At 45.8% G+C, this 24074-nt stretch carries 21 protein-coding genes; 13 read left to right on the forward strand and 8 right to left on the reverse strand.

The window, feature by feature from the left end; all coding sequences use genetic code 11:
* The first annotated feature begins 75 nt into the window (after window positions 1–75).
* The 3 genes from QUA36_RS07920 (at window position 76) to QUA36_RS07930 (ending at window position 5297) form a co-directional block, all read left to right on the forward strand.
* Window positions 76–3366 (forward strand): DEAD/DEAH box helicase, encoded by a 3291-nt coding sequence (locus QUA36_RS07920; RefSeq protein ID WP_333456585.1) that lies wholly within the window; start codon window positions 76–78, stop codon window positions 3364–3366.
* An 88-nt stretch (window positions 3367–3454) separates the two neighbouring features.
* On the forward strand, window positions 3455–4279 hold the full coding sequence (locus QUA36_RS07925) for an SWIM zinc finger family protein (RefSeq protein ID WP_333456587.1): 825 nt from the start codon (window positions 3455–3457) through the stop codon (window positions 4277–4279).
* Window positions 4280–4517: 238 nt separating this feature from the next.
* Window positions 4518–5297 (forward strand): photosystem II S4 domain protein, encoded by a 780-nt coding sequence (locus tag QUA36_RS07930; protein ID WP_333456589.1) that lies wholly within the window; start codon window positions 4518–4520, stop codon window positions 5295–5297.
* Between the two features lie 479 nt (window positions 5298–5776).
* Here the strand turns inward: QUA36_RS07930 and QUA36_RS07935 are convergent, their stop codons facing one another.
* Window positions 5777–6580, reverse strand: a complete 804-nt coding sequence (locus QUA36_RS07935; protein WP_333456591.1) for an SDR family oxidoreductase — start codon at window positions 6578–6580, stop codon at window positions 5777–5779.
* Between the two features lie 82 nt (window positions 6581–6662).
* Here QUA36_RS07935 and QUA36_RS07940 point away from each other — a divergent pair, with 82 nt between their 5' ends.
* On the forward strand, window positions 6663–8003 hold the full coding sequence (locus QUA36_RS07940) for a hypothetical protein (RefSeq protein ID WP_333456593.1): 1341 nt from the start codon (window positions 6663–6665) through the stop codon (window positions 8001–8003).
* Window positions 8004–8091: 88 nt separating this feature from the next.
* On the opposite strand, the gene QUA36_RS07945 is transcribed toward QUA36_RS07940, so the two are convergent.
* Both QUA36_RS07945 and cobQ read right to left on the reverse strand, forming a co-directional pair.
* Window positions 8092–8328, reverse strand: coding sequence for a 2Fe-2S iron-sulfur cluster-binding protein (locus QUA36_RS07945; RefSeq protein WP_006634188.1), 237 nt, complete (start codon window positions 8326–8328; stop codon window positions 8092–8094).
* Window positions 8329–8410: 82 nt separating this feature from the next.
* A complete protein-coding gene (gene cobQ, locus QUA36_RS07950; RefSeq protein WP_333168137.1) occupies window positions 8411–9877 on the reverse strand; it encodes a cobyric acid synthase CobQ in 1467 nt (488 codons plus the stop codon).
* Between cobQ and QUA36_RS07955 the strand changes: the two genes are divergently transcribed.
* Window positions 9842–9973 carry a hypothetical protein gene (locus tag QUA36_RS07955; protein WP_333456681.1) on the forward strand — a complete coding sequence of 44 codons (132 nt, stop codon included), beginning with the start codon at window positions 9842–9844 and terminating at the stop codon, window positions 9971–9973. The two genes, cobQ and QUA36_RS07955, sit on opposite strands and share 36 nt — an antisense overlap.
* A 200-nt stretch (window positions 9974–10173) precedes the next feature.
* Here QUA36_RS07955 and QUA36_RS07960 read toward each other — a convergent pair whose 3' ends face one another.
* Complete coding sequence (locus QUA36_RS07960; protein ID WP_333456595.1) at window positions 10174–11871, reverse strand: Ycf66 family protein; 1698 nt, start codon at window positions 11869–11871, stop codon at window positions 10174–10176.
* Between the two features lie 18 nt (window positions 11872–11889).
* Here QUA36_RS07960 and QUA36_RS07965 point away from each other — a divergent pair, with 18 nt between their 5' ends.
* The 3 genes from QUA36_RS07965 to QUA36_RS07975 all read left to right on the forward strand — a co-directional run bounded on the left by QUA36_RS07965 (window position 11890) and on the right by QUA36_RS07975 (window position 13236).
* Complete coding sequence (locus tag QUA36_RS07965) at window positions 11890–12195, forward strand: hypothetical protein (protein WP_333141061.1); 306 nt, start codon at window positions 11890–11892, stop codon at window positions 12193–12195.
* Window positions 12196–12242: 47 nt separating this feature from the next.
* Window positions 12243–12425 carry a hypothetical protein gene (locus QUA36_RS07970; RefSeq protein ID WP_333168141.1) on the forward strand — a complete coding sequence of 61 codons (183 nt, stop codon included), beginning with the start codon at window positions 12243–12245 and terminating at the stop codon, window positions 12423–12425.
* Between the two features lie 373 nt (window positions 12426–12798).
* Complete coding sequence (locus QUA36_RS07975) at window positions 12799–13236, forward strand: DUF6918 family protein (protein ID WP_333168142.1); 438 nt, start codon at window positions 12799–12801, stop codon at window positions 13234–13236.
* A gap of 120 nt (window positions 13237–13356) precedes the next feature.
* Here the strand turns inward: QUA36_RS07975 and QUA36_RS07980 are convergent, their stop codons facing one another.
* From QUA36_RS07980 to QUA36_RS07990, 3 genes are all read right to left on the reverse strand, one after another.
* Complete coding sequence (locus tag QUA36_RS07980; protein WP_333456597.1) at window positions 13357–14850, reverse strand: HoxN/HupN/NixA family nickel/cobalt transporter; 1494 nt, start codon at window positions 14848–14850, stop codon at window positions 13357–13359.
* A gap of 275 nt (window positions 14851–15125) precedes the next feature.
* Window positions 15126–16532: a tetratricopeptide repeat protein gene (locus tag QUA36_RS07985; RefSeq protein ID WP_333456598.1), complete on the reverse strand. Its 1407-nt coding sequence runs from the start codon at window positions 16530–16532 to the stop codon at window positions 15126–15128.
* A gap of 116 nt (window positions 16533–16648) precedes the next feature.
* Window positions 16649–17863: a DUF4331 domain-containing protein gene (locus QUA36_RS07990; RefSeq protein ID WP_333158923.1), complete on the reverse strand. Its 1215-nt coding sequence runs from the start codon at window positions 17861–17863 to the stop codon at window positions 16649–16651.
* A 776-nt stretch (window positions 17864–18639) separates the two neighbouring features.
* On the opposite strand from QUA36_RS07990, the gene QUA36_RS07995 reads away from it, so the two are divergent.
* The 4 genes from QUA36_RS07995 to QUA36_RS08010 all read left to right on the forward strand — a co-directional run bounded on the left by QUA36_RS07995 (window position 18640) and on the right by QUA36_RS08010 (window position 21653).
* On the forward strand, window positions 18640–19206 hold the full coding sequence (locus QUA36_RS07995) for a sigma-70 family RNA polymerase sigma factor (protein ID WP_333456600.1): 567 nt from the start codon (window positions 18640–18642) through the stop codon (window positions 19204–19206).
* Window positions 19207–19350: 144 nt separating this feature from the next.
* A complete protein-coding gene (locus QUA36_RS08000; RefSeq protein ID WP_333456602.1) occupies window positions 19351–19971 on the forward strand; it encodes a cupin domain-containing protein in 621 nt (206 codons plus the stop codon).
* A 220-nt stretch (window positions 19972–20191) separates the two neighbouring features.
* Window positions 20192–20635, forward strand: coding sequence for a DUF732 domain-containing protein (locus QUA36_RS08005; protein WP_333450398.1), 444 nt, complete (start codon window positions 20192–20194; stop codon window positions 20633–20635).
* A 199-nt stretch (window positions 20636–20834) separates the two neighbouring features.
* On the forward strand, window positions 20835–21653 hold the full coding sequence (locus QUA36_RS08010) for a hypothetical protein (RefSeq protein ID WP_333450400.1): 819 nt from the start codon (window positions 20835–20837) through the stop codon (window positions 21651–21653).
* A gap of 92 nt (window positions 21654–21745) precedes the next feature.
* Here QUA36_RS08010 and QUA36_RS08015 read toward each other — a convergent pair whose 3' ends face one another.
* Window positions 21746–22333, reverse strand: a complete 588-nt coding sequence (locus tag QUA36_RS08015; RefSeq protein WP_333450402.1) for an acireductone dioxygenase — start codon at window positions 22331–22333, stop codon at window positions 21746–21748.
* 356 nt (window positions 22334–22689) lie between these two features.
* Between QUA36_RS08015 and der the strand changes: the two genes are divergently transcribed.
* Window positions 22690–24051: a ribosome biogenesis GTPase Der gene (gene der / locus QUA36_RS08020; RefSeq protein ID WP_333158936.1), complete on the forward strand. Its 1362-nt coding sequence runs from the start codon at window positions 22690–22692 to the stop codon at window positions 24049–24051.
* Window positions 24052–24074: the final 23 nt, after the last annotated feature.

A 24074-nucleotide genomic window follows, 5' to 3' on the forward strand; every position in this document is an offset into this window, starting at 1 on the left:
TTTCAACCGCCGTCTTATCTTTTCCCACTCATTCATGGTATGATAGGCTGCCAAAGGTTGCGTTTGGTATGACCTATGAAAATCCTCCACGGGACTTGGATTCCTCAAGCAGAAGAAAATTTTATTCAACCTGGAACTTTTTGTCTTTGGGTTGAAACCACTCAAAAGAAAAAACAGCCTGCTAAGGTTCATCCCCGACAATTGGAGACGGCACAGTTAAGAGAGTTTCTAACGAAAGAAGCCGGGATTCAACTGTCAGCAGTCAGCAATACAAGTGCGATGGGGCGAGAATACGCGATCGTCCCTCGGTATTTTTTACTGCCCACTTCAGACAACCAGCCGTTGCCCTCTTTAGAGTTAGCGCGATATTTAGAGACAGAGTTACCCGAAACATTTGAGTTGGAGTATTGGCAAGTTGATTGTGTGTGCATCGCCACCCACACTTTGACTAAAGTATTGAACGATCTGCATTTTTTTGCCCTCTACGATGTAGCAGAAGTTCAGTTTGGTTCAGACTTGCTATTTTGGTATCACTACACCCAAAATTTTAAGCAAATTGTTCTGAAAGATCATTATATTCCGGCGTTGCGCTATCGAGAAACTGCTCCGATCGCGATCGCACCCATCGAAACATCCGAACCCGCTGAGAAAGCCACGCGCGGGCGTAAGAAAGCGGGCGAGACAAAAACCAAAACAACTGCAAAAACTCCAAAAACACCTGCCAAAATTGAACCCAGCTTTGAGATTTATCCGGGATGGGAAATTGTTTCAGCGCAGTATGAAACTGATTTACAACGCTATGTTGAATGGATGCCTTTAGTTTGTGTGTCCGGTTTTCGGAAGATCCAGCTACAAGATACACCAAAGTTCTACGATCGCGAACGCTTGCTGCGGCATTTTTCCGAGTGTGCGATCGCGGAAATTGTCACTCAAACCCCCATCCCAGCATCGTTTGAAAAGAAGATTGCGGATTCTTTACTCCACATCTGCCTCAACCAAACACGAAAAATCGCGCGAGTAAGCCTTGATCAATACCGGCAATGGCAAACCTGGCGCGATCGCATTACGCGCAATCAATCTGCTGACTCATTCTCCCTCTGCTTTCAACTACAATCCCCCGAAAACCCCGAACAGCCTTGGGTTTTAGAGTTTCAAGTGGCTGCGAAAAAAGACCCATCTCTGCGGATGCCGTTGCAGGATTATTGGCGATCGCGATCGACTCAACAAAAACAGTTGCAAACACAATTCGGAGACAACTTTGAGCAACATTTGCTGACAAATCTCGGCTACGCTGCCCGCATTTATCCCCAACTTTGGCAAGGGCTAGAAACCGACAAACCCGTTAACATTACCCTCAGCTTAGATGATGCTTTCACCTTTCTCAGCGAGTCCGCTTGGGTATTAGAAGATGCCGGTTACAAAGTGATTGTCCCCGCTTGGTGGACGCCGAAGGGACGACAACGGGCGAAGATTCGCCTGCAAGTCAAAGGGAAGGGCAGCAAGAGCGCTGCAATCAAGGGCAAAGGATTGTTTTCGGCAGATTCCTTGGTGGAATATCAATATGAATTGGCGATCGGGGGTGAACGGGTTAGCGAACAAGAATGGCAGGCGTTAGTAAATAGCAAAACACCGCTGGTGCAGTTCCGAGGACAATGGATGGAACTGGACAAAGACAAGATGCAGGAGATGCTAAATTTTTGGCAAAAACATCGCGAAGAAAACCCCGATTTAAGCCTGATTGACTTTATGAAGTTGACGGCAGAAGGAGAAGCCAGCGAACAGTTGGAGGTTGAGCGCGATCGGGCTTTATCGGATATGTTGGAGAAGCTGAACGATAAGAGTCGGTTAGAGTTAATTGCAGATCCAGCAAAGTTTCAGGGCAAGTTACGGGATTACCAAAAGCGCGGCGTTTCTTGGTTGAGTTATTTGGAAAGTTTGGGATTAAATGGCTGTCTTGCCGATGATATGGGTTTGGGTAAATCGGCGCAGGTAATTGCTCGATTATTGCAAGAGCGGGAAGTTTTATCTACTACAAAAGAGACAGAAAAAAAGACAGAAAAAGCGATCGCATCTTCGGTTCTACCCACGCTGCTAATTGCGCCCACATCCGTAGTTGGTAACTGGCAAAAGGAAATGGAAAAGTTTGCTCCAGAATTGCGATCGCTGATTCACCACGGCCCTCAACGTTTGCAAGATGCCAAAGCATTTAAAGCCGCCGTCCAAGGTTGCGATATGTTGATTACTTCCTTTACCTTGGTGCGAAAAGATGAGAAGCTGTTGAGCAGCGTAGCGTGGCATCGCGTGGTAATTGATGAAGCGCAGAATATTAAAAATCCGAAAGCGGCGCAAACCAAGGCGATTTTAAAGTTACCCGCTACCCATCGACTAGCATTGACTGGAACACCGGTGGAAAATCGATTGCTGGATTTATGGTCAATTTTTAATTTCCTCAATCCCGGATATTTGGGAAAAGAGGCACAGTTTCGGAAGTTGTTTGAATTACCGATTCAAAAACATGGGAGTCGCATACAATCAGCCGCGCTCAAAAAATTAGTAGAACCTTTTATCCTGCGCCGTCTGAAAACCGATAAGTCGATTATTCAGGATCTCCCCGACAAAGTTGAGCAAAAGCTCTACTGCAATCTCACCCGCGAGCAAGCTTCGCTTTATGAAGCGATTGTCAAAGAGGTAGAACAAGAAATTGACGCGGCGGAAGGGATGAAGCGCAAGGGGATGATTTTGGCGACACTGCTGAAGCTGAAGCAAATTTGTAACCATCCGCGCCAGTTTTTGCAAGATGAAAGTGAGTTTACACCAGAGCGATCGCACAAACTGGAACGGCTGATCGAGATGATTGAGGAAGTCAAAGCAGAAGGCGAAAGTTTATTGGTATTTACGCAGTTTACAGAACTGGGAAGCGCGTTGGAAAAATACATTAAACAAACGCTACATTACAACACTTACTACATCCACGGGGGAACCAGTCGCGAAAAACGGGAACGGATGATTTCAGAGTTTCAAGATCCAGAGTCTGAACCTTCGGTATTTATTCTGTCACTGAAGGCGGGGGGCGTGGGAATTACGCTGACAAAAGCCAATCACGTGTTCCATTTCGATCGCTGGTGGAATCCGGCAGTGGAAGATCAGGCAACGGATCGGGCGTTTCGGATCGGACAGCAAAAAAATGTGTTTGTGCATAAGTTTGTGGCAATTGGCACTTTGGAAGAAAAGATCGACCAAATGATTGAGGACAAAAAGAAATTGGCAGGGTCAATTATTGGTGCTGATGAATCGTGGTTGACTGAGTTGGATAATGAGGCATTTAAGAAATTAATTAGGCTCAATAAAAATGCGGTTCTAGATTAGGAGAAACAACATAAAAGAGGGAGAGGGGGAGAGAGGGAGAGGATTTTTGATTGTCATCGAAATATACAATTTAAATGCAGAACAGCTTATGTCACAATTTACTCGGACTTGGTGGGGCAATAAATTTATCGATGCGTTAGAAAGATTTACAGATTCTGGACGACTCGGAAGGGGACGTTCCTATGCACGGAATGACAAGGTAAAAAGCTTTAAGATTAATGATGGCTTAGTGATGGCAGAAGTAAGGGGGTCGGTAAATCCTTATTTTGGGGTTTATAAGGAGCCACTCTACAAAACTAAAATTGAGTTTGAGCCAATTAGTCAGGCAAAGTGGAAAGTGGCGATCGCCCAAATGGCATCGAAAGCCAGCTTCATTTCTCGGCTGCTAATAAACGAAATGCCTGACAACATTGAAAATGCTTTTGCACCCCTCGGATTGCACCTTTTACCTAGCAGCCGCGAGGACTTTAAAACTACTTGCTCTTGCCCAGACTATAGCAATCCCTGTAAACATATTGCCGGAGTTTATTATTTGGTGGCGGCTGAATTGGACAAAGATCCCTTTTTACTGTTTGAATTACGGGGGCTTTCTAAGGAAGTGCTGCACCGCGAATTAGCAAAAACGCCTTTGGGCTTGGCGCTTTCTGCCGAGTTAACGGCTGATGCAGCGGCCCCTGTGGCGGTGGATTCCTATTACACGCAGGCGATCACCAGTGAGGCGCAAACGGTCAGCCTGAAAGAGTTTTGGCATGGTGCGAAGCGATTACCGCAGACGATTGAGGTGGCAGCGCCAAGTGGGGTAAGTGCGATCGTGGTGAAGAAACAGGGAGATTTTCCACAGTTTTGGCACAAGGATGGTTCGTTTATTGAGGCGATGGAAGAACTGTATTTGCGGGTGAAGAAGAATAAGTAGTTGGGTGGACAATTTTGCTGCCATACTCGATCGATCTCTTGCAAAAACTTAAACTAGAAGACTTCATAGATTTGGTACAATAATCGTGCTCATCATATCAGCTTTACCAGCAACTAAAATCATACGATCGTTATTTGATGATTTTAGACTATAATTAAAGTAGTGCGACTGTTAAAAAAGTAGACTTTTTAGTTACAGCAATTTTTGGCAATTTCAAATTAGAATCTAGCATTAACTGATGTTACAAAAAGAAGAACTGTTAAAAGGCATCGAAAACCGCGAATGTGTGGCGCGGGCGATCGACCAAGCGGAACAAGCAATTAAAACTTGGGAAGTTACTCAGACTGATTTTCTGTCGCCTCCAGAATTGGCGGACACTCTGACGGTATTTAAGCGGTTAACAGACGTGGAAGTAGTGGCTTGGGGCGGCTACCCGCAAGCTGAAAGACAAAGAATTGCGATCGCGCGATCGGATATCCCGATCGACTCTGCTAGCGTTAACGTTGCTGCAGTAGAAATCGCTGGCAATTTCTTGTTCGATACAGCTTCTCACCGCGACTTTTTGGGGGCGATGTTGGGTACGGGAATTGTCCGCGAGAAAACTGGCGATGTGATTGTTTTGGGAGAACGCGGCGCGCAAGCCATTGTCATGCCGGAGATGGTAGAGTATTTGGAGATGAGTTTGCAGCAAGTGCGATCGGTTCCTGTACAAACGCGGCGCATTGAGTTGAGCGAACTAAAAATTAGAGAACCCAAAAAGAAAGAAATGACAACCGTTGAAGCATCCATGAGATTGGATGCTGTCGCCTCGGCTGGATTCGCAATGTCTCGCAGCAAAATGGCAGATTTAATTGGCAGCGGCGACGTGCGAGTTAACTGGAAAGACGTTACTCAAGCTAGTTATAATGTCAAGTCTGGAGATTTAATTGCTGTTACGGGCAAGGGAAGATTGGAAATTGGGGAAGTTGCTGTTACTAAGAAGGAACGCTATCGAGTCCAGTTAACTCGATATTTGTAATTTATAGCCCAGAAACCGATTCTTTTCCGAGAATATGGATACACCGCCTAAAAACTGCGAAAAACTCGGTTTCTTTGGTTTCTGTGGTAGTCCTGGGCGCTTGCTCAAATTGGGGGAAATTCATTTGTTTGTGAGTGCGATTATTTGTCCACGGGCTAGTCTGTTTGTCCGCGAGTCCGCCAGGGGTTGAAACCCATGTCTCATAGCTAAAGTCGGTTGAAACCGACTGAAGAATATGGTGAAAAATACTCGATTATGGTGACAAATACTTGATTGTTTATTTAATGTGCTTTTCAGTCCTCTTTTAGAGGACTTTCGCTATGAGACGGGGGTTTCAACCCCCGGCGGACTTGTGGGGTAGCGTCGGGTATTTTGGTAGCCCGAATGTGCGATCGACTTTTGGGAAAATTTGGGTTTTGGGCGATCGAATGTTTGTCCTTGGGTGGGGGCGGGTTTATTTATATTGTCAACGATCGCGATTATTCCTCTTTCGCCCGAAACACCTTTTCTACCGACTTCACCAAAAGTTCTCGTGGCATCAATCGAGGCATATTTGCAATGATTTGATTGGGAATTCCCCCTGTCACAACATTAGACTCATTTTTGTCTAAAGCTTTCAAAGCATCTCGCACTACTTCCGCTGCGGGAACGAGTTTTTGCCCGCTGCTGGATGCCATTGATTGAGGGAATTCAGCTACTGCGAAAAAGTCCGATTCTGTCGGCCCTGGACAAAGGCACAAAAGGCCAATTCCTAAATCTTTGTTTTCCGCCCAAAGTGCCTCGCTGAAACTCAAAACAAAGGCTTTAGTAGCAGCATACATTGACAAGTACGGCATCGGTTGAAAAGCTGCGATGGAGGCAACATTGATGATACTTCCTGATTTTCGCTGCCGCATTCCCTGCAAAAATAAGTGCGAGAGTTCAACTAATGCTACAATATTTAGTTGCACCATTGTTAGTTGTTTCGCAAGCGGGCGATCGGCAAAAGCACCGTAATCGCCAAAACCCGCATTGTTCACCAACAAATCAACCGTCCAACCTTTTTTAACAACCGCGTCAAATACAGCATTTGTGGCTCCTGGTGCGGTCAAATCTTGGACGATAATTTCGACCAAAATATTGAATTCTTGTTGCAGTTGAGCAGCTAGCTGTTGCAATTTGTCTTCGGAACGAGCTACCAAGATTAGATTGTGCTGGCGTTTGGCTAATTCGGCGGCAAAGGCTGCACCAATTCCGCCAGAAGCACCAGTGATTAAAGCAGTGGGCATGAACTTAATTCGCATTATTTAATAGAAACTTTATATATTTTAACAATTATTGTGACGGGGAACCTGTAAAGTAATTAAAAGGGAATAGGTGAGTTTTATGGCGCGTCTTACCGATCGAGCTTTTGAAATTTTGCGGGCAGAAGTTGACAAGTGCGCGGCGGCTGATAGTCTAGCCGGTGATGTCTACCGACGGATGGTAATCAAGCGGTTGGAGAAGTTACGCTTGCAAAACGGCACTTTCGCCTCAAGAGAAGAAATCCGCGATACATTCAAAGACGAATTTCCCAACTTCAGCGAACAAGCTCTCAAAGCAGCCGTCAAAGCCAACCGCCCGCCCGGATTGTTCGGTAAAATCATCTTTGCTGGGAGTTTGCTGGGAAGTGCTGCGGGGATAATTTGGCTGATTAACCTACCTTTTCCCATGATTCGCTGGCCCGTGGCGAAAACAATGCCGATATTGTTGCTGCCGAGTTTTATCAGTATGGATCACAATTACCGGCAGGCGATCGCCCTTGTGGAACAATCCGATCAACTGGTAAATAAAGCCACTGCTGTCGCTGATTTTGACTTGGGCGAAATAAAAGCAAAACAAGCGCAAAAACACCTCGACGCCTTACCGGTGTGGTTCCTCGGCTATTACCCAAAGAGGTACTGCTCTTTTTTCCGCTGCAGTTGGCAGTTTACATTCGATGAATTTGAAGCCGCCCGCAAAAATGTCGGGCGGATGGAGGCTCAGATTTTCCAGCAAAAAAATGCTTTTACTCAGTTAAATCAAGTCGAACAAACTCTCAACGCGGCGAAACAGCAGTATCAGGAAGCCAAAACCGCTGCGGATAGACAAAAAGCGACGGTAAATTGGCAAAGTGCGATCGACCAACTCAATCAAATTCCCGCCGAAACCCTCGCGGGAGAAACGGCTAAGAAAACACTCACAGCAGCAGAAAGAGATTTTAAAGCAATGGGCGGTGTAGCCACCGGATCGGTGCGTGCGGACAACTTAATCGAAGCAGCAAAAGAATTTGCCTTAACTGCCGCCGTCGCATCCCAGAAACCGCCCCATTCTGCAGAAACTTGGCAAAAAATAGCAGATTTGTGGCAAGCTGCCATTGAGAGACTCAGCCAAATTACATTTGATAATCCGGGCTATCTTGACGCTCAAACAAAACTAGCTGAATATCAAAATAATTTAGGCACTACAAAGATTCGACTGACAGCAGAGAGAGAGTCAGTGGAAGCTTTGAACCAGGCTAAGAGCTTGTTTGCTTCCTTGCAAAATAATGTAAATTCTCCCCGTCAAAATCCCGCTTACGCCCTCGGCCAATTGCAAGAAATTATCAATCAATTAGAATCCGTCAAACCCGGCACAACTGTTTATCCCGAATCCCAAAAATGGCTGCAATCGGCTCGAAAAAAACAGAAAGAATGGCAAAAAAATTAGGTGTTGACTGTTGACTGTTGACTGTTGACTGTTGACTGTTAACTAATGACTAATGCCAACAACCAACAACCAACTGCTAAGTGACAAATTACCAAGTCGGGTCAACATACAGATTAATTGTCACTTGCTTTTTCCCGGAAGGGATGCCGGAAATACAAGCACAAATTGTATCTCCCCCATCAATTTCTACTTCGCAAGCGTGACAAGAACCCATGAGACAGCCAGTAGGAATAGAAACCCCTGCACGTTTAGCTACATCTAGCAAAAGCTCTCCTGGTTCAGCTTCAACTGTCACGTTATCTGGTAAAAAACAAACTTTTGTCATTGAATTTGAACCTCAACTCTAATAAACAATAAACAACAGTCAACAGTCAACAGTCAACAGTCAACTGTTAACAGTTAACTAATTAACCTAAAATATGCTTTATATCTAAATGCTTTTCCACTGTATCTGCTAGAGAGTCTAACAGAGTTTCTCGGTGTTCTCGGTAATTAGGAATACCTGTAGGCAATGCGCGGAGTCCCCGCTGCTGCCGCAAGTGATTTAACCAAGCTCGCCGCCAAGCTCCGTTGTCAAAAATGCCGTGCAGGTATGTACCCCAAATTGATTGAGAAGTATTGACAATGCCTAAACTAGCATCGTCAAATAGCGGTTGAGTCAAATCTGACTCTAGGATTTGCGTTTTTCCTTGATGAATTTCGTAACCGGAAACTGGCAAACCCGGTTGAGGATAATTAGATGTTACGATTCGTTGGCGCGCAATTTTGTTCGGTGCCATCGCAGTTTTCAAAGGCAGCAACCCCAATCCTGGAAATTCTCCCCTCTCTCCCTCAACGCCTTCTTTATCCGTGATACTTTCTCCCAGCATCTGAAAGCCGCCACAAACTCCCATGACTGTACCGCCAGCTACTAAATAATTTTGAATAGCTTTTGCCATACCTGTTTGGCGCAGCACCTGCAAATCGGAAATTGTAGTTTTAGAGCCTGGTAAAATCACGGCGTCTGGATGACCTAAATGGTCTTTTGGGCTGACATATTTGACTGTGACGGTAGTTTCCGACTCCAGGGGGTCAAAGTCGGTAAAATTGGAAATTCTGGGCAGGCGGATGACCGAAATATTTATGTCGGTTTGAGAATTTGGAGAACGTCGATCGAGCAAATCGAGAGAATCTTCTGAGGGAAACACTTCGTCTATCCAAGGAATCACCCCAACTACCGGGATTCCCGTCCTTTCTTCTAGCCAAGTCAAGCCCGGATCTAAGATCGATTTTTGTCCTCGGAACTTATTAATAATGAATCCTTTAATTAAAGCTCGTTCGTCTGGATCGAGCAATTCCAAAGTACCGATAATGTGAGCAAAAGCACCGCCGCGATCGATATCAACTACTAGCAAAGTTCGAGCCTTTAAATATTTAGCTACCCGCATATTTGTTAAATCGCGGTGTTTGAGATTAATCTCAGCAGGGCTGCCGGCTCCCTCACACACAATCATGTCAAATTCTTGGCTGAGAAATTCTAAAGATTCCCGAATAGCTTGCCAGCCGATATCGAAATACTGTTCATAATATTGAGATGCTCGCACATTTGCGATCGCCCGACCCTTGACAATTAATTGAGAAGTCATGTCTCCTTGTGGCTTGAGCAAAATCGGATTCATTTCTACCCAAGGTGCGACGCCCGCAGCCCAAGCTTGCACTGCTTGAGCGTAACCAATCTCTCCGCCGGCCGCTGTGACATAGGAATTCAATGCCATATTCTGACCTTTAAACGGAGTTACCCGCCAGCCTCGCCGAGAAAAGATTCGACACAACGCTGCAACGAGTAAAGATTTCCCTGCGTGAGATGTTGTCCCCACGACCATAATTGCTTTCATAATATTAAGGAAGAAGGAAGAAGGAAGAAGGAAGAAGGAAGAAGGAAGAAGGAAGAAGGAAGAAGGAAGAGGGAAGAGGGAAAAAGGCAGAAGTAAAAAGTAAGAAGTAAGCTGTTCAGCATTTAAATTTTTTGCCTGAAAGCCAGGGTGCAAAGAGTCTAGGGTTCAAAAATCCCAATTTAAATGCGTATCAGCTTAAGAAGTAAGAAGTTAAGAAGTAAAAAGTAAAAAGTAAAAAGTAAGAAGGCAGAAGGCAGAATTAACAAAATTCTGGTTTCTACCTTTTGCTTTTGGGTTCAAGATGACGGCTTATCTTCGCCGGATACATTCTCAGACTTGGATTCAGTGACCGGTTTAGCAGTTTCGACTAGATTCGGATCGGGGTGATTCGGGGGACTCAATTCAGTTTGTTCTGCCTCAGAAGAGAGTTCTTCACCTGTTGATTCGATCGAGATCACTGATACTGAAACCGTTTCCACCTGCACGATCAACCCAGGTTCTCCCGGTATTTCTATCTCTACAGGCGCTGCCATTTCCACCACAGTCATTTCTATCGATGCAGCAGGGGCTGTTGCTTCTGATACGCCTGCTGCTTCCGGTTCACCAACTGCAGCCAGCGGTGTCTGGGCTTCGAGAGATAAAGTAGGGGCTGCTGCTTCCGGTTCACCAACTGCAGCCAGCGGTGTCTGAGTTTCCAGAGATACACCAGGGGCTTCTGCTTCTGGTAAGTCTGCTGCTGATTCCGGTTCACCAACTGCAGCCAGAGGTGTCTGGATTTGGGCGGACGATCGATCTTCGATCGGAGTTTCCCCTATTGTGTCAGAACTCGCGGTTTCTGTAGCCATCAACTCGGCCATTGCTTCAACATCGGTGGGAAAAGGCACTCCTTGGCTGGTTTCCACAACAGTGTTGCTGGTTTCGGCTGCCACTTCCGCAGCAGCCTCGGCTAATTCGGATTCGAGAATCTGGTCGATACCCGGTGCAGGAGTTGCCGTTATTTTAGATTCAGGTGCGATCGATTCTGGAGTCACAGAAGGTTTTGGCGTCTGCGGAGTTGCATCAGACTTGTTTTTACCCGCACCTCTTCCCAACATACCGCCGAGACTATTTTTGATATTGTCAAACAGACTTCCGAAACCGCCAGATTTTTTAGCTGGTTTAGGAGGAGTAGGAGGAGTTGGGGCCACCGCCGCCGCCGCTGCCGCCTGCGACTCTTTAACGGCTGTCCTCCATTCTGTTTCCTCGTCAAAATCATCTGCTTCTGGCTGCTGTTGAGGCTCTGGCGGAGCCTCTGCTGGCTCCACACTTGGTGCAACGGCTATTTCTGAAATTTCTAGAGGTAGAGGTAGAGGAGTGAAGCTGCTGGCTGCTGATTCTGCTGGGGGTTGTGAAGTCTCAGCAGCAGGAGTTTCGACTGAAAACACTGGTATTTCTGCAATTGCAGGTGGTTTTGAGTCGGGAATTTTCAAGTCTGGGGCGATCAAACTTTCGGTCGTCGGCTCGTCGATCGAACTTTCAGCAATACTTTCAGCTATGGGGGGAATCGTCGGCTGTTCCTCTAGCTTTACCTCGCCCTTATCCAGAGTGGGTGCTGGAACCACATCAGTTTTCGGTTTGGGCGATCGAACAAACTTAGGTTTTTTCGTCGCTGCGGGTTCTTTTTTCTTGGCAAACAAGCCAGTAAACGGCACGCCTGCTGCAGCCAAATTCGCCGACTGAGGAATCGGCGTTTGCTCAGCAACGGGCGTCACCTGCCGGCGCAAAGTCAGAGTTTCCCAGGCAAACCAGCCCAACATCGCCACGCCCGCCATTTGACCAAGCAGGAGAGCACCAGTAATTCGTCCCGCACAAGCCCATAAAATTAACGCATAAAAAAGCCCTACCCCGCTCCAGGTAAAATCACTTTTGCGGTGTACTTCTGGAAAAAAGAAGGCCGCCATGTAAATACTGAAGCTGCCTAGACCGACCGCTAACGCCAGAAAGTATGCAAGCATATTGTCGGTACCTCCGCTGTGTCAAATAACTTCTACGCGCTAATTCTACCTTTGAGAGAGACTCAACGGCTTCTTTCTCTAGGACAATTCTTGATTTGTAGGGAAGTTTGGCAAGGAAGCAGTGTAAGGAATTTAACACGTTCAACGGATGTTGACGCCAGAAGTGCGAGTCAAGATTTCCCACTCTCCCCCACCTCCCTAATGCCCATCACCCCCTATGCCCACACCCCCTATCCCCATCACCCCCTTCTCAGTGGTGATAGATGTCACTTAACTATGCCCGTGCGATCGCACCAAGCGACTGAGGATGTTTATATGTTGTAGGTGTAAGAGGAATTATGCCCTAGGGCGTATGTATTGGAGACAGTGCCATGTTAGAAAAACTATTATTAGCTGCCGGTTTAACCTTATCGCTCCACATATTTCCCGGACTCAGCACTTCCGCGCCGTTACCGAAAAATTTGGTATTGCGATCGAGCGATCGCCCGGCTCAAACCGTGAAACTTCCCCTCGTTTCAGTACCTGCAGGCATCAAGCCGAATGTCCAATCCTAATGATACGTGCCAGCTCATACGTGCAAGTGCGATCGGACTTAGGCAGAGCCTCTATAATATTTTTTTCGAGTTCTTCTCTTTTCTATGTGAGTGTTGACAAATCATCAGTTTGTAGTCAGGGGTTTAGTCCTCATTAATATCACCTAATAAGGACTAAACCCCTGACTACAAACCGTAGGCTAATAATTAGTAGTAGATAGAACATTAATTCCTATAAAATACTCAACAAATCTCAACATTAGGCTGTCTTATAGAGACATTCAAACATTAAAAAACTTGGGGAACTTTGAGTAAAAGTTCAAAATAGATATATGATGTCAGATTGAGCTCAAAGCTAATAAGCACATTGACTATTAAATCAAGGAGAGTAAAAATGGGACTTAGCGATATTCTATTGAATGAAAACAATAGAGAAACTTTTGTGAATGACTGTGTGAAGTTGATAGACCAACAAGTGGCGACAGCGCCAGGATTGGGTGGTATGGCTCTTAAAGCTGCCTACTCTACTGTCAAGGGGATACGGGCTGACTATTGCGCCCAAGTCGTCGATCAACTTCTGCCGGAAATCTCGATCGCACTCGATCCGATGTGGGCTGAAGGGGTAAACAATGGCAACCCAGTAGAATATCTAGCCCAAAGAAAAGGTCAAGTAGCAGACGAATTGCTCCAGATAAGTGACAAAAGGGTCGAGAAAAGCACAAGAGCGATGGTTAAAGGCGCCTATGCCAAACTCCGCCCCTCAGCTAAGAATTACGTGGAAAAGGGAGTACCGGATTTAGCCGAAATTATTAATAAACATAGTGCGGCCTGATAAGTGAGCAACGGCTAAAAAACAGAATACCCCGATACCCGGCTTCTTCCAGAAATCGGGTGTCTAAAATCAGACTTATTCGTAAGTTTGTAGTTAGGAGGGAGAGTCCTAATTTTATGCTTATCCATTGCCAACTACCCATTGACTCGCCCCCAATATTTTCAACATCGCCTGTCCGGTAATTCCCAACCCCAAAAACATTACAAACATCGCACTAATCGCAGGCAGAAATTTGACTGCTGTTATCTGTTTGGGCAGTTTATCAAAATTCCGTTTGGCATAAACTAAGATTAATCCGATCGCACTCAGCACTAAAGCCAATCCCAAACTAAACGCTACCACTAGCGTCATTCCCAAACCAACATTGCCCAAAGCCGACGCACTCAACAGCATCACCAAAGCGGAAGGACAAGGCAACAAACCGCCGGAAATCCCCAACGCTAATAAGCTTTTCCAAGTAATCGGAGAACCGTCAGCACCGGGAGGCAAATGCGAGTGAATCCGGCCGTCTCCGTGATCGTGGTAGTGGTGAGATATATCGGGTTTTACAGGCTTAAATTCTCGCTCCCAACTTCCTCTACTCAAAAGATTCACTGGTTCTTCATATTCCGCAGTAAAGACTTTAGTCCTTAGAGACCAGTTTTTATTAAAAATTTTAGTCTTGATTTTTGTGAGAACTTCCTTTTTTACTACCAACCTAGTCTTGATTTTTGAGAAAAGTAAGTTAAACCCGATGAAGGCTACTAATAAACCAGAGATTAAACTCAGCCAAGGATCTAATTTTTCTGGATCGATTAAGTTAGAAGCAAACAAAGTAATTCCGCCCACAGCAAACACGCCTGCAGTGTGAGTAATGGTAGTCGTCGCTGCTAGAAATAAAGCGTGTACCGGAGTAGCCCGCGAACCTACTAAATAAGCGCCGACTATAGTTTTTCCGTGTCCGGGCGACATCGCGTGCACGCATCCCCAAGCAAATGCTCCCGCTACTGCTAGCAGTAAACTCCAACCTGAATCCCAGATTGATTCGTTTCCTGCTGCTAACAAAAAGTCCCGGTTTTGCGGCGTAAACACAAAGCTTTTTACAGCACCGGCTTGCACAATCGTAGCTTGACAGCTAGCTGTCGGAACTCCGGGCAAAAACAGATTGTAATTAATCCGCAATTTCTCTGGTTTGGAGATGGAAATTGATTCAGGTAAACCGGGGGTTTTATCTTGAGAAGATGCGGGCCAGGTGTAGTCTAAAATTAAGGTGCTGTGGGTATTGGGCTGCTGGATAACGCTGGCGCTTTTAGCTGCTATTTCTAGCGGGTTTACTGCTACTGAGCCTTGAATGTTGGTACTGTTGGTGAGGCGAATTTGTTGGCTAAAAAACTTTTCTAGCTGTGTTTGGTGGCTGCGAACTTCAGCAGATTGTAGCTGGCTGTCTCGATTGTCGTCGGCGAAGTTTGTTAAGCCAGTTGGGAAAGTTAATGTTATTTCGGTTTGCAAATCGTTGACTACTATTTCTGCTACGGATAAGTCTGACCAGTGGGAGTAAACAGGTCTGATTGAGGTTGTTAGTAACAAGGAAACTGTCAGGAAAAATAGGATGAGTAATTTTGATATTCGGTTCATTTTGTACTGCATAAATTCCTGTTTTTTTAGTTATTTTCGGATGAATTATTTGTTTTTGTTGTGATTTTTCCAGCGCGCTTACCCGCAAGGCCGCCGGGGATTGAAATCTCCGTCTCATAGCGAAAGTCGGTTAAAACCGACTGAATAGCTAATCAAATTTAACAATTGTGCATTTCAGTCCTATGCAAGAGGACTTAAGCTTTTAGCTAGGGGTTTCAACCTCTGGCGGATTGACGGAATGGCGAACTTGGCCGAATGACTGCTATTAGCTAATCTCAAAATTCATAACTTCCCAAACCCAATGCTTGGCGAGATCGATCGTCAAAACTCGGGTCAATTTCCTTGGACTTTTGAAAATAAGCGCGAGATTCAGCATCCTTACCTAAAGTCCGGGCGATCGCACCAGCCCGGTAAAACATCCCCGCATCCCGAATCCCCGATCGCATTATTTCGGCCATCACTCGATCGGCCTTTTGCCACTCACCAGCGGCGGAAAGCGCCCAAGCTAAAGTATCCAGCGTTACAGCATCCCGCCGAATTTTCACCTCCTCCTGCATTAACGCCAGCGCTTCCGTCACATCCTGCGATCGACCTTTTTCCAGCAGCAAACTTGCCAAATCCCTGCGATGCCCAAAACCGCCAGATCCAGAAACCTGTTCCTGTCGCAGCCCCGCTTCTGCTTTGTCGCGAAGTCGCCGGGATTCGATCGCATCTCCCTCGAACTCTTTAACTCTCGCCATACCGCGATCGACAATGCGATCGAACACAGTCTCAACCGGGCCAGAATACGCAGAAACCTTGCTGTAATAGCCTTCCGCTTCCCGATAATTGCCCTGCCGCGTCTCCAAATCCGCCAGATAAATCAGCGCCAGCGGGTATCGCGGCACCAACCGCAGCGCCTCCAAAAACAGCGCTTTCGCCTGCACAAACTGCCCGCGACGCGCGTAAAATCGACCCAAGAGCGATCGGGCCCGCGCCGAACCAGCAACCTCTCCCGGTTCCTCCGCCGCCATTGCTTGGCGGTAATCCTGCAAAACCTCAGCATCTCGGCCCTGAGACTCTCTCACTAAAGCTCTTAAAGTGAGAGAACCCAAATTGGGAATCCGTTTAACTAAGGCTTCTGCGGCTGCATTTGCCTCGCTCACTTTTCCCATCGCTAAGTGAGATGTAACTGAAAGGGCGATCGCATCTTCATTGTCAGAACCCACCTGTTTAGCAAAGCGCAAAGCAGTAGCAAAATCGTGTCTGGCCTCAGCAATTCGAGCTAAAACTAACAGCGCACCTTGGTTGTCAAAAGGCAAATCGGCGATCGACCTTTGAGCCGCTTGTTCTGCCAATAAAAACCAACCTCCTTCCCCAGTAGCGCGAGCCATTTTCAAATAAGATCCCGCCAGCGATGCCCGGTTCAAACCGCTGCGGGAATCAACAGCCAACCGCTGCTGGTAAAAAGCAATCTCTTGCTGAATTGCTTCCTTTTGATTGGGATTATTTCTCAAACTTTCAGAGAAATGATAGCGGTAATTAGCATCGAGATTTGCCGAACCTTGGTTAGAAAAATCATCTAAAATAAAACGCACATTAGGCGGTAAATTCACTACTACCATCCCAACTAAAGGGACAACTATCAGCAGCCACCACGACAAAAGATCCGATTTTATTTCCGGTTTAGTTTTAGTTTTCATACATCCGCGTTAATCAGCGTTCATCTGCGGTTAAAAAAAGCATTTCCGATATGTCATTAGCCAATAATCAATAACTAATGACTAATGACTAATGACTAATGACTAATGACTAATGACTAATTAGGCAAAGCCAAATAAGGAAAAGTCGGTTCTAAAGGTTTGTGTCCCTGAGCCGGATTTCCCGGAGTTCCGTTATAAGAAACGTTATCGCCAACCGGAGAACCCACCAAAGCTCCCAGAGTGATATCAATAACGTCGTCCATCAGCATACGACCTCCGATCAAGCTTCCTTGAGCATTTGTAGCGCTAGCGTAGCCGCTGGTTTTTGTGGTATCGATCCGCATGACATCGGGTAAGAAAGCTCCGGCGATCGCATTTGGATCGACATTATCCCGACCGTCCAAAAGATCCACAGCATTCAGAGTAGCAACAGCTTCCTGCCGCACCGGAGCAGCAGCAGCGCTCAAATCCGATCTCGGAGGAATATTATTGAATGCTTCCAGATAAGCGGGAGTAACTATCAAACCCTCATTAATTGCAGGTCTTGCCAAACGCTCGAATTGTTTAAAACCGCCAGCTCCGTCTCTGATAGAAACAGTTGACCAAACATCAAAAGTATTCGCCCCACTTCCTGCTTGCAAAAATGCTTTCGGAATGCGGACAGCAATTGTATTGACGTTGTAACCTTTAGTAAAGTCAATCGCTTGATTCGGTTCTTTAAAAGCAGTGCGCGGCCCTGTTCCCAAAGCTGCGGCGCGAACTCGGAAAAATTGTTCCACATCAAAGAAAAACGGGTCTTCGCGTAAACCCGCAAATACAGTCAAGTTAGAACCGCCCACAGGTACTGTATTCAAAACAGCATTAGAATTCAGCGGAGTTGTGGCAATTAGCCCGCCGTTAACTGTAGTCTTAGCAACAGTCTCCGAGCCGCCGCGAACAACAGTTACAGCTACCGCTTGCATACCTTGATTGTTAGGCGGACTGAAGGCAAACCGCAAGATAATATCAGAGCGTCCAGTAGGTGTAGAATTCACGTCACCTACTTGTGTGATGTGAAATTGGTAGAGGGCTGTAGTGCTGAAATAATATTGATAGCGAGCTACAGACCTGGGATTAGAATTCATGGTAAATACTAAATCCCCGTCCGCAGCACCGGAGTTTTGGTCTTTTTCGCGATATACGTACAGGTCAGTTAAATTAACTGCGCGACCTTTGATATCTACTTCGCCGTCGTCGTGGTCAGAAGCGACAATTATCCCTGGAGTTAATAGAGCAATTAGAGCTACTTCAATAGCTAATATGGTTCGGCGAATTTTTTTTGTGAGCTTCACAGTTAGCACCTTTATTTCAATGAAATTTTTGCACAAATCAATGGTAAATAACCGGCCTTATACCAATTTTTTATGAGGCCCCGTAGAATCTGATCCCCCCTAACCCCCCTTAATAAGGGGGGGACAAGATTCTTCTCAAAGTCAACCCCTACTCCCCTTCTTAAGGGGGATTTAGGGGGATCGAGATATGTGAAACTTCACATTAAATTGGTATTAGCGGGTTTTACTTTTGTAGCAACAGGTTGCAATCTGTCAACCTGTCGGGCTTTTGCGCTATTGCTGAGCCTTCTCCTATTGGTGGTATACGAAGGTTTGGCAATTTTGGATCTGTGCTGCCCGACAAATTTATGTAAAAAAGTGGGTAATTAAGGATTTACTCGTTCCCGGACTATTCTTGGGAATACCTGCTTGGAGACACGGCTTCCCTCGATCGAGTGGAGCCAGAGCCTCGCTTATAGGGGTTCCCAGGCTCTTATTGGGATCGAGCAGACAGAGATTGGGAACGAGTGAAGGGCGCGGTTTTGACTCTTCACGCTCAGGGATTTTTTCGTTCTGCATAAAGCGGATTGCTAAGTCTCAAAAAAATCACTAATTAGGTGGTAAAATTCCAGATGACTTGGGATTTTTACAATTCAAAGCACGACAAAATTAGCCTAAAAAGGCATACTCCAGTTTGTACCCCAACTTCAAACTTACAATTATGTTCTGTAGGGATATACGCCGAATTTTTAATTTTGGATCTGTGCAGTCAAAACAAAAATTTTCGGTACACTGAGATGACAGGCCAGAAGTCAGGCGATGAATCGCTGCTTTTAGTGCAGATTGCCCGGAAAGACCAAACGGCATTAGCTAAACTTTACGATCGCTACGGTCGCCCAAGCTACGCTCTCGCTTACAAAATCCTGGGTTCGGTAGAAGAAGCTGAAGAAGTGGTACTCGATGTTTTTTCCCAAATTTGGCAAAAAGCAGCAACTTACGATCCTTCTCGCAGTCGAGCAGATACCTGGTTGTTCATGCTTACCCGCAGTCGTTCTCTCGATCGGCTCCGAGCTGTGCAGCGAACAGTCCGGGCTGCTGAAGCTTGTCTGGAACAGGCTAAAGTACCCATCTCTAGCGTTGCAGAACCGATGGAAGATGCCATGTTTAAAGAACGCCGCGAACAAGTCAAAGCGGCCTTAGAAAAACTGCCAAAGGAACAGCAACAGGCGATCGAACTCGCTTACTACCAAGGATTGACTTGCGCGGCGATCGCGGCTAAAACTGGTATCCCGACAGGTACAATCAAAACCAGAATTCGATTGGGTATTTCTAAATTGCGTCAAGCTTTGAGCGAAGAATTTTAGATTGTCAAAAAACCCAATTTAAGTTGTTTAACATCAATCTAAAATTATGGCATCTCGAATCATCCATCTTGAGTGCGAGGGTAGCAGACCAATTTCAAGTTTAAAATCAACCTAGGCTGAATTACAATCAATGGCGGAAAACAGATGGAAATGATGCCAGACGAGGAATATAAAATCCTTGCAGCCCTTCAAGCTCTCGATACCCTCGACGAGTCAGAACGCGGCGCATTTGCAGAGAAATTGAAAGAGTCTGCAGAACTTACAAGTGAATTAGCTGCTTTGGAATCAACAATTGCCGCGATCGCCTACACAGTCCCCCCAGTTCCCGTCGCCCCCGACCTCAAAAACCGCCTGTTCCAGCGCATAGCCGAACTGCCGCCAACCCCGGCAGAATCAGTCAATATAAAGCCAAGTGTTACCTCCCCAACCGAGAACAATACTCCATCTTTAATAGTGCGATCGCACGATGTCAAATGGAAATCTTATGGAACTCCGGGAGTTTCGTTCGGCAAGCTTTACATTGACAAAAAAAAGCGCGAAATTACCTGCTTGATGCGACTAGAACCTGGAGTAACATTTCCCATGCACCGACACGCTGCCTCGGAGGAAGTGCTTGTATTAGAAGGAGACTTAATTGTAGAAGGGGAAGTTTGCCATCAAGGCGACTACATTCGATCGGTTCCCGGTTCCAGACATTCGCCCCTCACACAAGGGGGATGTTTGCTGTTAATGAAAACTTCCCTAGACAACGAAATGTTCGTCTGATATTATTTGTGTTGAATTGCCGACAGCTTGGAGGGCGGGTTTATGTATATTTTTAGTTATAAGTATAGATTGTTGGTGAAACCCGTCCCTACAATTATTTCGGTTAATTTACCGGAGACGCTCTAACTCAAGAACCCCATATTGCTCCGCATTCGGCGGTTAAAAAATCCAAACATATTACATAATTACCATGCTAAATTACTCGCGTTTAACTGCTGTTATGTCTGCCGTTATTATACAATTTGTACCCAGCAACCAAAGCGCGATCGCCCAAGAACGCGAAGGATGTTTTCTTGTCAATTCAGTAGGAGAAGTAATTAACTTAAATTTGTTGTGTTCGCCCCAAGAATCCGACATTAAGCTGACAGGAAACGATGGAAAATTTCTCGAAGACTACAAACGCTTAGCAAAAAGCTACTCTCCCGAAGCAACGGATAATTTACTGCAAGCAATCCGAAGGGCCCCCGGTCAAAAAATTGCCACAGCTAAAAGAATGTGTGCGGAAGCAAAATCAGGAGTTTCTCTGCCGGAGTTTAAATTAAGGGCGATCGGGCAAGCTGTCAGTATCGAAAATCCAACTGCCAAAGAAAGTTTTCTCGCCGATGCCGATATTATTAGCACCCTTGCCGCCAGCCATTATTGCCCGGAATTAGCCAGTAAGTAATATCATGAAATCTGTAGAGACACGGTAAGGCAGCATCTCAGTTTTGATTTTGCAGAAGTGCAAAGGGGACGTTCGCATTCCTAAAAAACCCTTTTTACAAAACTGAGATTCTCCCAGAGTAATGCGGCGTCTTTACTTGTAGTTAAAATATGAATTGTCATTTTGTCGCGCAACGATTCATGAAATTACCGGACATGAGATGAAACATTTAAAATCAAGTTCCGCCGACTTGCGGGATTTATTCAAAGACAGCATTACAGTTAAATACCTCGCGGAACCGCTGAAATCTGTCCCCGCTTGCGAAGACGCAGCCAAATTGCGATCGTGGATGGAGTCCCGCGATTTTGACGTGCTCGGTATTGAAGAAAACGGCACGGTTTGCGGCTATGTAGAACGATCGCACTTAATGACAGGAAAGTGCAGCGACTACCAGCAAATTTTTCACCCATCACAATTAATTGCCGCTTCGACTCCTTTGATGGAATTGCTGCCACTGCTGCGAGAAAAACCGAGATTATTTGTATTAGAAAGCAACAGGATCAACGGTATCGTTACCTGCGGCGATTTACAAAAAGCACCGGTGCGGATGCTGCTGTTTGGATTGGTGACGCTTCTGGAAATGAATTTATTGCGAATCGTGCGGATTTACTTTCCCCAAGATTCTTGGCAAAAATTCCTTAAGGGCGATCGCATTTTAGCCGCAAAACACCTTTGGGAATTGGGGCGATCGCGAAATGAAGCAATTGACTTAATCGATTACCTGCAATTCTGCGACAAGCGAGATTTAATCCTGAGTTCGGCTGAAATAGTCGATCGGCTGGGGCTCAAATCCAAACGCTACGGGGAGCGTTTTTTAAAGTCAGCAGAAGCATTGAGAAACAAATTAGCTCACGCTCAAGATTTAATTAACGGTTCTTCGTGGCCGGAAGTAATTTTTTTAGCTCAGGAAATAGAAGCGCTTTTGCAGCGTTGCGAAGAAATTGAAATGGCCGCACCTAATGAAGTAGAGAGCATTTAATTCTCGTCTTTTAGAGAGAAACTTTGTGTGTAGTGTCGGCATTTAAATCGCCTATTTTGATAGAGGAAGGTGCGCTTCGGCGCACCCTACATTTAGTTTTTAATTTTTAGTTTCCTGTTAGTATACTTAGGAACCCAGCCTTGAGCAGTGGTGTAATACTGCAAGGCTTTCAAGTACAGCGACGGAGTGAGATAAAACCAATGTTCGGTATTGGCAGGCACTTTAATGTATTCTTCAGCTTCCAGCATTAATTGTACCTGAGAGCCGTTAGAATACACAAACCCAAAAACGCATTCCCCAGCTAAAATGTGAAGAACTTCTGCATCTGTGTGGGTGTGAGTGCGATCGCTTTGAGTCATCAGCGCGTAAATCTGCTGCGAACCAGGATGCAGCACTTTTAAGTCGCACCACCGATATCCGCTGGCGCGCTTAAACTGTTCAAACTCGCTATTATATGCTGCGAGAATCTGCTGTTTTTCTGTAACATTGAGAATGTCTTGAACGAGCAGTTCTTGAAACGCCGGATTTTCGTTTGGGGGCAGGGAATCGATCTCAATATTTAAAACTGCCAGTTGACTGGCGATCGCCCGGATGTCCGTATATGTTCTACCGTCTTCTAGTTGCAGAACAGCCATATTACCACCTAATGTTTTGAGCTTTGAGGGAAATTTAGTTTCCATTTTTAAGCTGCTGTTTTAAGCTTTGGTCAAAAACTAAATTTCTGCTTATTTTCAATAATAGCCGATCGCTAAAATCCTATATCTACCTTCATAATCATCAAAGAATTACCACAGATGAGATGATTTGTTGAGTTATTTAAGTTTTATTTCTAATTCTCAGAGTGGGGCTGGGAATGCAGATCCATAGGCTGTGGCTATTTTTTAGGGTTCGATGTTTAAACGGGCGATCGGTAAAACACCGCCTACAGCATGAAAAGACAGAAACACAGCCTCAATCTATAAAAATCTCGTCAGATTAGCTTACAATACAAGACTAAAGCTCAAAATTACGGCGCAGCCTCATTGCTGCTACTTTTATGTCTCTACCTATAGTTGCTATTATTGGACGCCCCAATGTAGGCAAATCGACGCTCGTCAACCGTTTAGCCAACACCCAAGACGCGATCGTCCACGACGAACCAGGAATCACCCGCGATCGCACTTACAGACCAGCATACTGGGGCGATCGGGAATATCAAGTCGTAGACACCGGCGGGCTAGTATTCGACGACGAAACAGAATTTTTGCCTTTAATTCGCGAACAAGCAATGGCGGCCCTCGCAGAAGCCAGCGCAGCCATTTTCGTAGTTGACGGAAAAACCGGGCTCACCGGCGGCGACGAATCGATCGCATCTTGGCTGAGACTGCAAAAAGTTCCGGTTATTCTCGCCGTCAACAAATGCGAATCGGAAAATACAGGACTCACCCAAGCAGCCGACTTTTGGCAATTGGGACTCGGAGAACCTTTCCCAGTTTCCGGCATTCACGGCAACGGCACCGGCGAATTGCTAGACAAATTAATAACTTACCTTCCCACGGAAGTATTACCCGAAGTTGAGGAAATTAAAGTAGCAATTATCGGTCGTCCCAACGTCGGCAAATCGAGTTTGTTAAACGCATTTCTCGGAGAAAACCGCGCCATAGTCAGCCCGATTTCCGGCACAACCCGCGACGCGATCGACACCTTAGTAGAACGGAACGGTAAAACCTACCGCCTGATCGACACAGCCGGAATCCGCAAAAAGAAAAACGTCGAATACGGCGCAGAATTTTTCGGCATCAACCGCGCTTTCAAAGCCATCCGCCGCGCCAACGTCATACTGTTAGTAATTGACGCAATAGACGGTGTTACAGATCAAGACCAAAAATTAGCCGATCGCATCAGCCAAGAAGGTCGAGCCTGCATCATAGTCGTCAACAAATGGGATGCCGTAGAAAAAGAGTCCGACACCATATACGAGTACGAAAGAGAAGTAAGAACCCGACTTTATTTCCTCGACTGGGCAGAAATGATTTTTGTTAGCGCCATGAGTGGACAGCGAGTTGAAAAAATCATTGAATTAGTAGACAAAGCCTCCGACGAACACAAACGTCGCGTCCCTACCGCCGTGATTAACGAAGTCATAGAAGAAGCCACAACCTGGCACTCAGCCCCAGTTACCCGCCAAGGAAAACAAGGCAAAATCTATTACGGTACTCAAGTGCGATCGCAGCCACCGACAATCGCCCTATTTGTCAACGATCCCAAACGCTTTACCGAAAATTACCGCCGCTACATGGAAAGCCAATTCCGCAAACACCTCGGCTTTACCGGTACACCAATGCGGCTACTGTGGAGAGGCAAAAAAGTTCGTGCCACCGAAATGAGCACAACCAACAGAGCACTGCGGGTCAAGTAATTTTAGATTTGAGATTTTGGATT

Source organism: Microcoleus sp. Pol10D4 (assembly GCF_036701555.1).
Taxonomy (GTDB): domain Bacteria; phylum Cyanobacteriota; class Cyanobacteriia; order Cyanobacteriales; family Microcoleaceae; genus Microcoleus.

What these genes read in the sequence shown, in the direction of transcription:
- QUA36_RS07920 (WP_333456585.1), top strand. Translation starts at nt 76, where the DNA reads ATGAAAATCCTCCACGGGACTTGGATTCCTCAAGCAGAAGAAAATTTT.
- QUA36_RS07925 (WP_333456587.1), top strand. Translation starts at nt 3,455, where the DNA reads ATGTCACAATTTACTCGGACTTGGTGGGGCAATAAATTTATCGATGCG.
- QUA36_RS07930 (WP_333456589.1), top strand. Translation starts at nt 4,518, where the DNA reads ATGTTACAAAAAGAAGAACTGTTAAAAGGCATCGAAAACCGCGAATGT.
- QUA36_RS07935 (WP_333456591.1), bottom strand. Translation starts at nt 6,580, where the DNA reads ATGCGAATTAAGTTCATGCCCACTGCTTTAATCACTGGTGCTTCTGGC.
- QUA36_RS07940 (WP_333456593.1), top strand. Translation starts at nt 6,663, where the DNA reads ATGGCGCGTCTTACCGATCGAGCTTTTGAAATTTTGCGGGCAGAAGTT.
- QUA36_RS07945 (WP_006634188.1), bottom strand. Translation starts at nt 8,328, where the DNA reads ATGACAAAAGTTTGTTTTTTACCAGATAACGTGACAGTTGAAGCTGAA.
- cobQ (WP_333168137.1), bottom strand. Translation starts at nt 9,877, where the DNA reads ATGAAAGCAATTATGGTCGTGGGGACAACATCTCACGCAGGGAAATCT.
- QUA36_RS07960 (WP_333456595.1), bottom strand. Translation starts at nt 11,871, where the DNA reads ATGCTTGCATACTTTCTGGCGTTAGCGGTCGGTCTAGGCAGCTTCAGT.
- QUA36_RS07970 (WP_333168141.1), top strand. Translation starts at nt 12,243, where the DNA reads ATGTTAGAAAAACTATTATTAGCTGCCGGTTTAACCTTATCGCTCCAC.
- QUA36_RS07975 (WP_333168142.1), top strand. Translation starts at nt 12,799, where the DNA reads ATGGGACTTAGCGATATTCTATTGAATGAAAACAATAGAGAAACTTTT.
- QUA36_RS07980 (WP_333456597.1), bottom strand. Translation starts at nt 14,850, where the DNA reads ATGAACCGAATATCAAAATTACTCATCCTATTTTTCCTGACAGTTTCC.
- QUA36_RS07985 (WP_333456598.1), bottom strand. Translation starts at nt 16,532, where the DNA reads ATGAAAACTAAAACTAAACCGGAAATAAAATCGGATCTTTTGTCGTGG.
- QUA36_RS07995 (WP_333456600.1), top strand. Translation starts at nt 18,640, where the DNA reads ATGACAGGCCAGAAGTCAGGCGATGAATCGCTGCTTTTAGTGCAGATT.
- QUA36_RS08000 (WP_333456602.1), top strand. Translation starts at nt 19,351, where the DNA reads ATGGAAATGATGCCAGACGAGGAATATAAAATCCTTGCAGCCCTTCAA.
- QUA36_RS08005 (WP_333450398.1), top strand. Translation starts at nt 20,192, where the DNA reads ATGTCTGCCGTTATTATACAATTTGTACCCAGCAACCAAAGCGCGATC.
- QUA36_RS08010 (WP_333450400.1), top strand. Translation starts at nt 20,835, where the DNA reads ATGAAACATTTAAAATCAAGTTCCGCCGACTTGCGGGATTTATTCAAA.
- QUA36_RS08015 (WP_333450402.1), bottom strand. Translation starts at nt 22,333, where the DNA reads ATGGAAACTAAATTTCCCTCAAAGCTCAAAACATTAGGTGGTAATATG.
- der (WP_333158936.1), top strand. Translation starts at nt 22,690, where the DNA reads ATGTCTCTACCTATAGTTGCTATTATTGGACGCCCCAATGTAGGCAAA.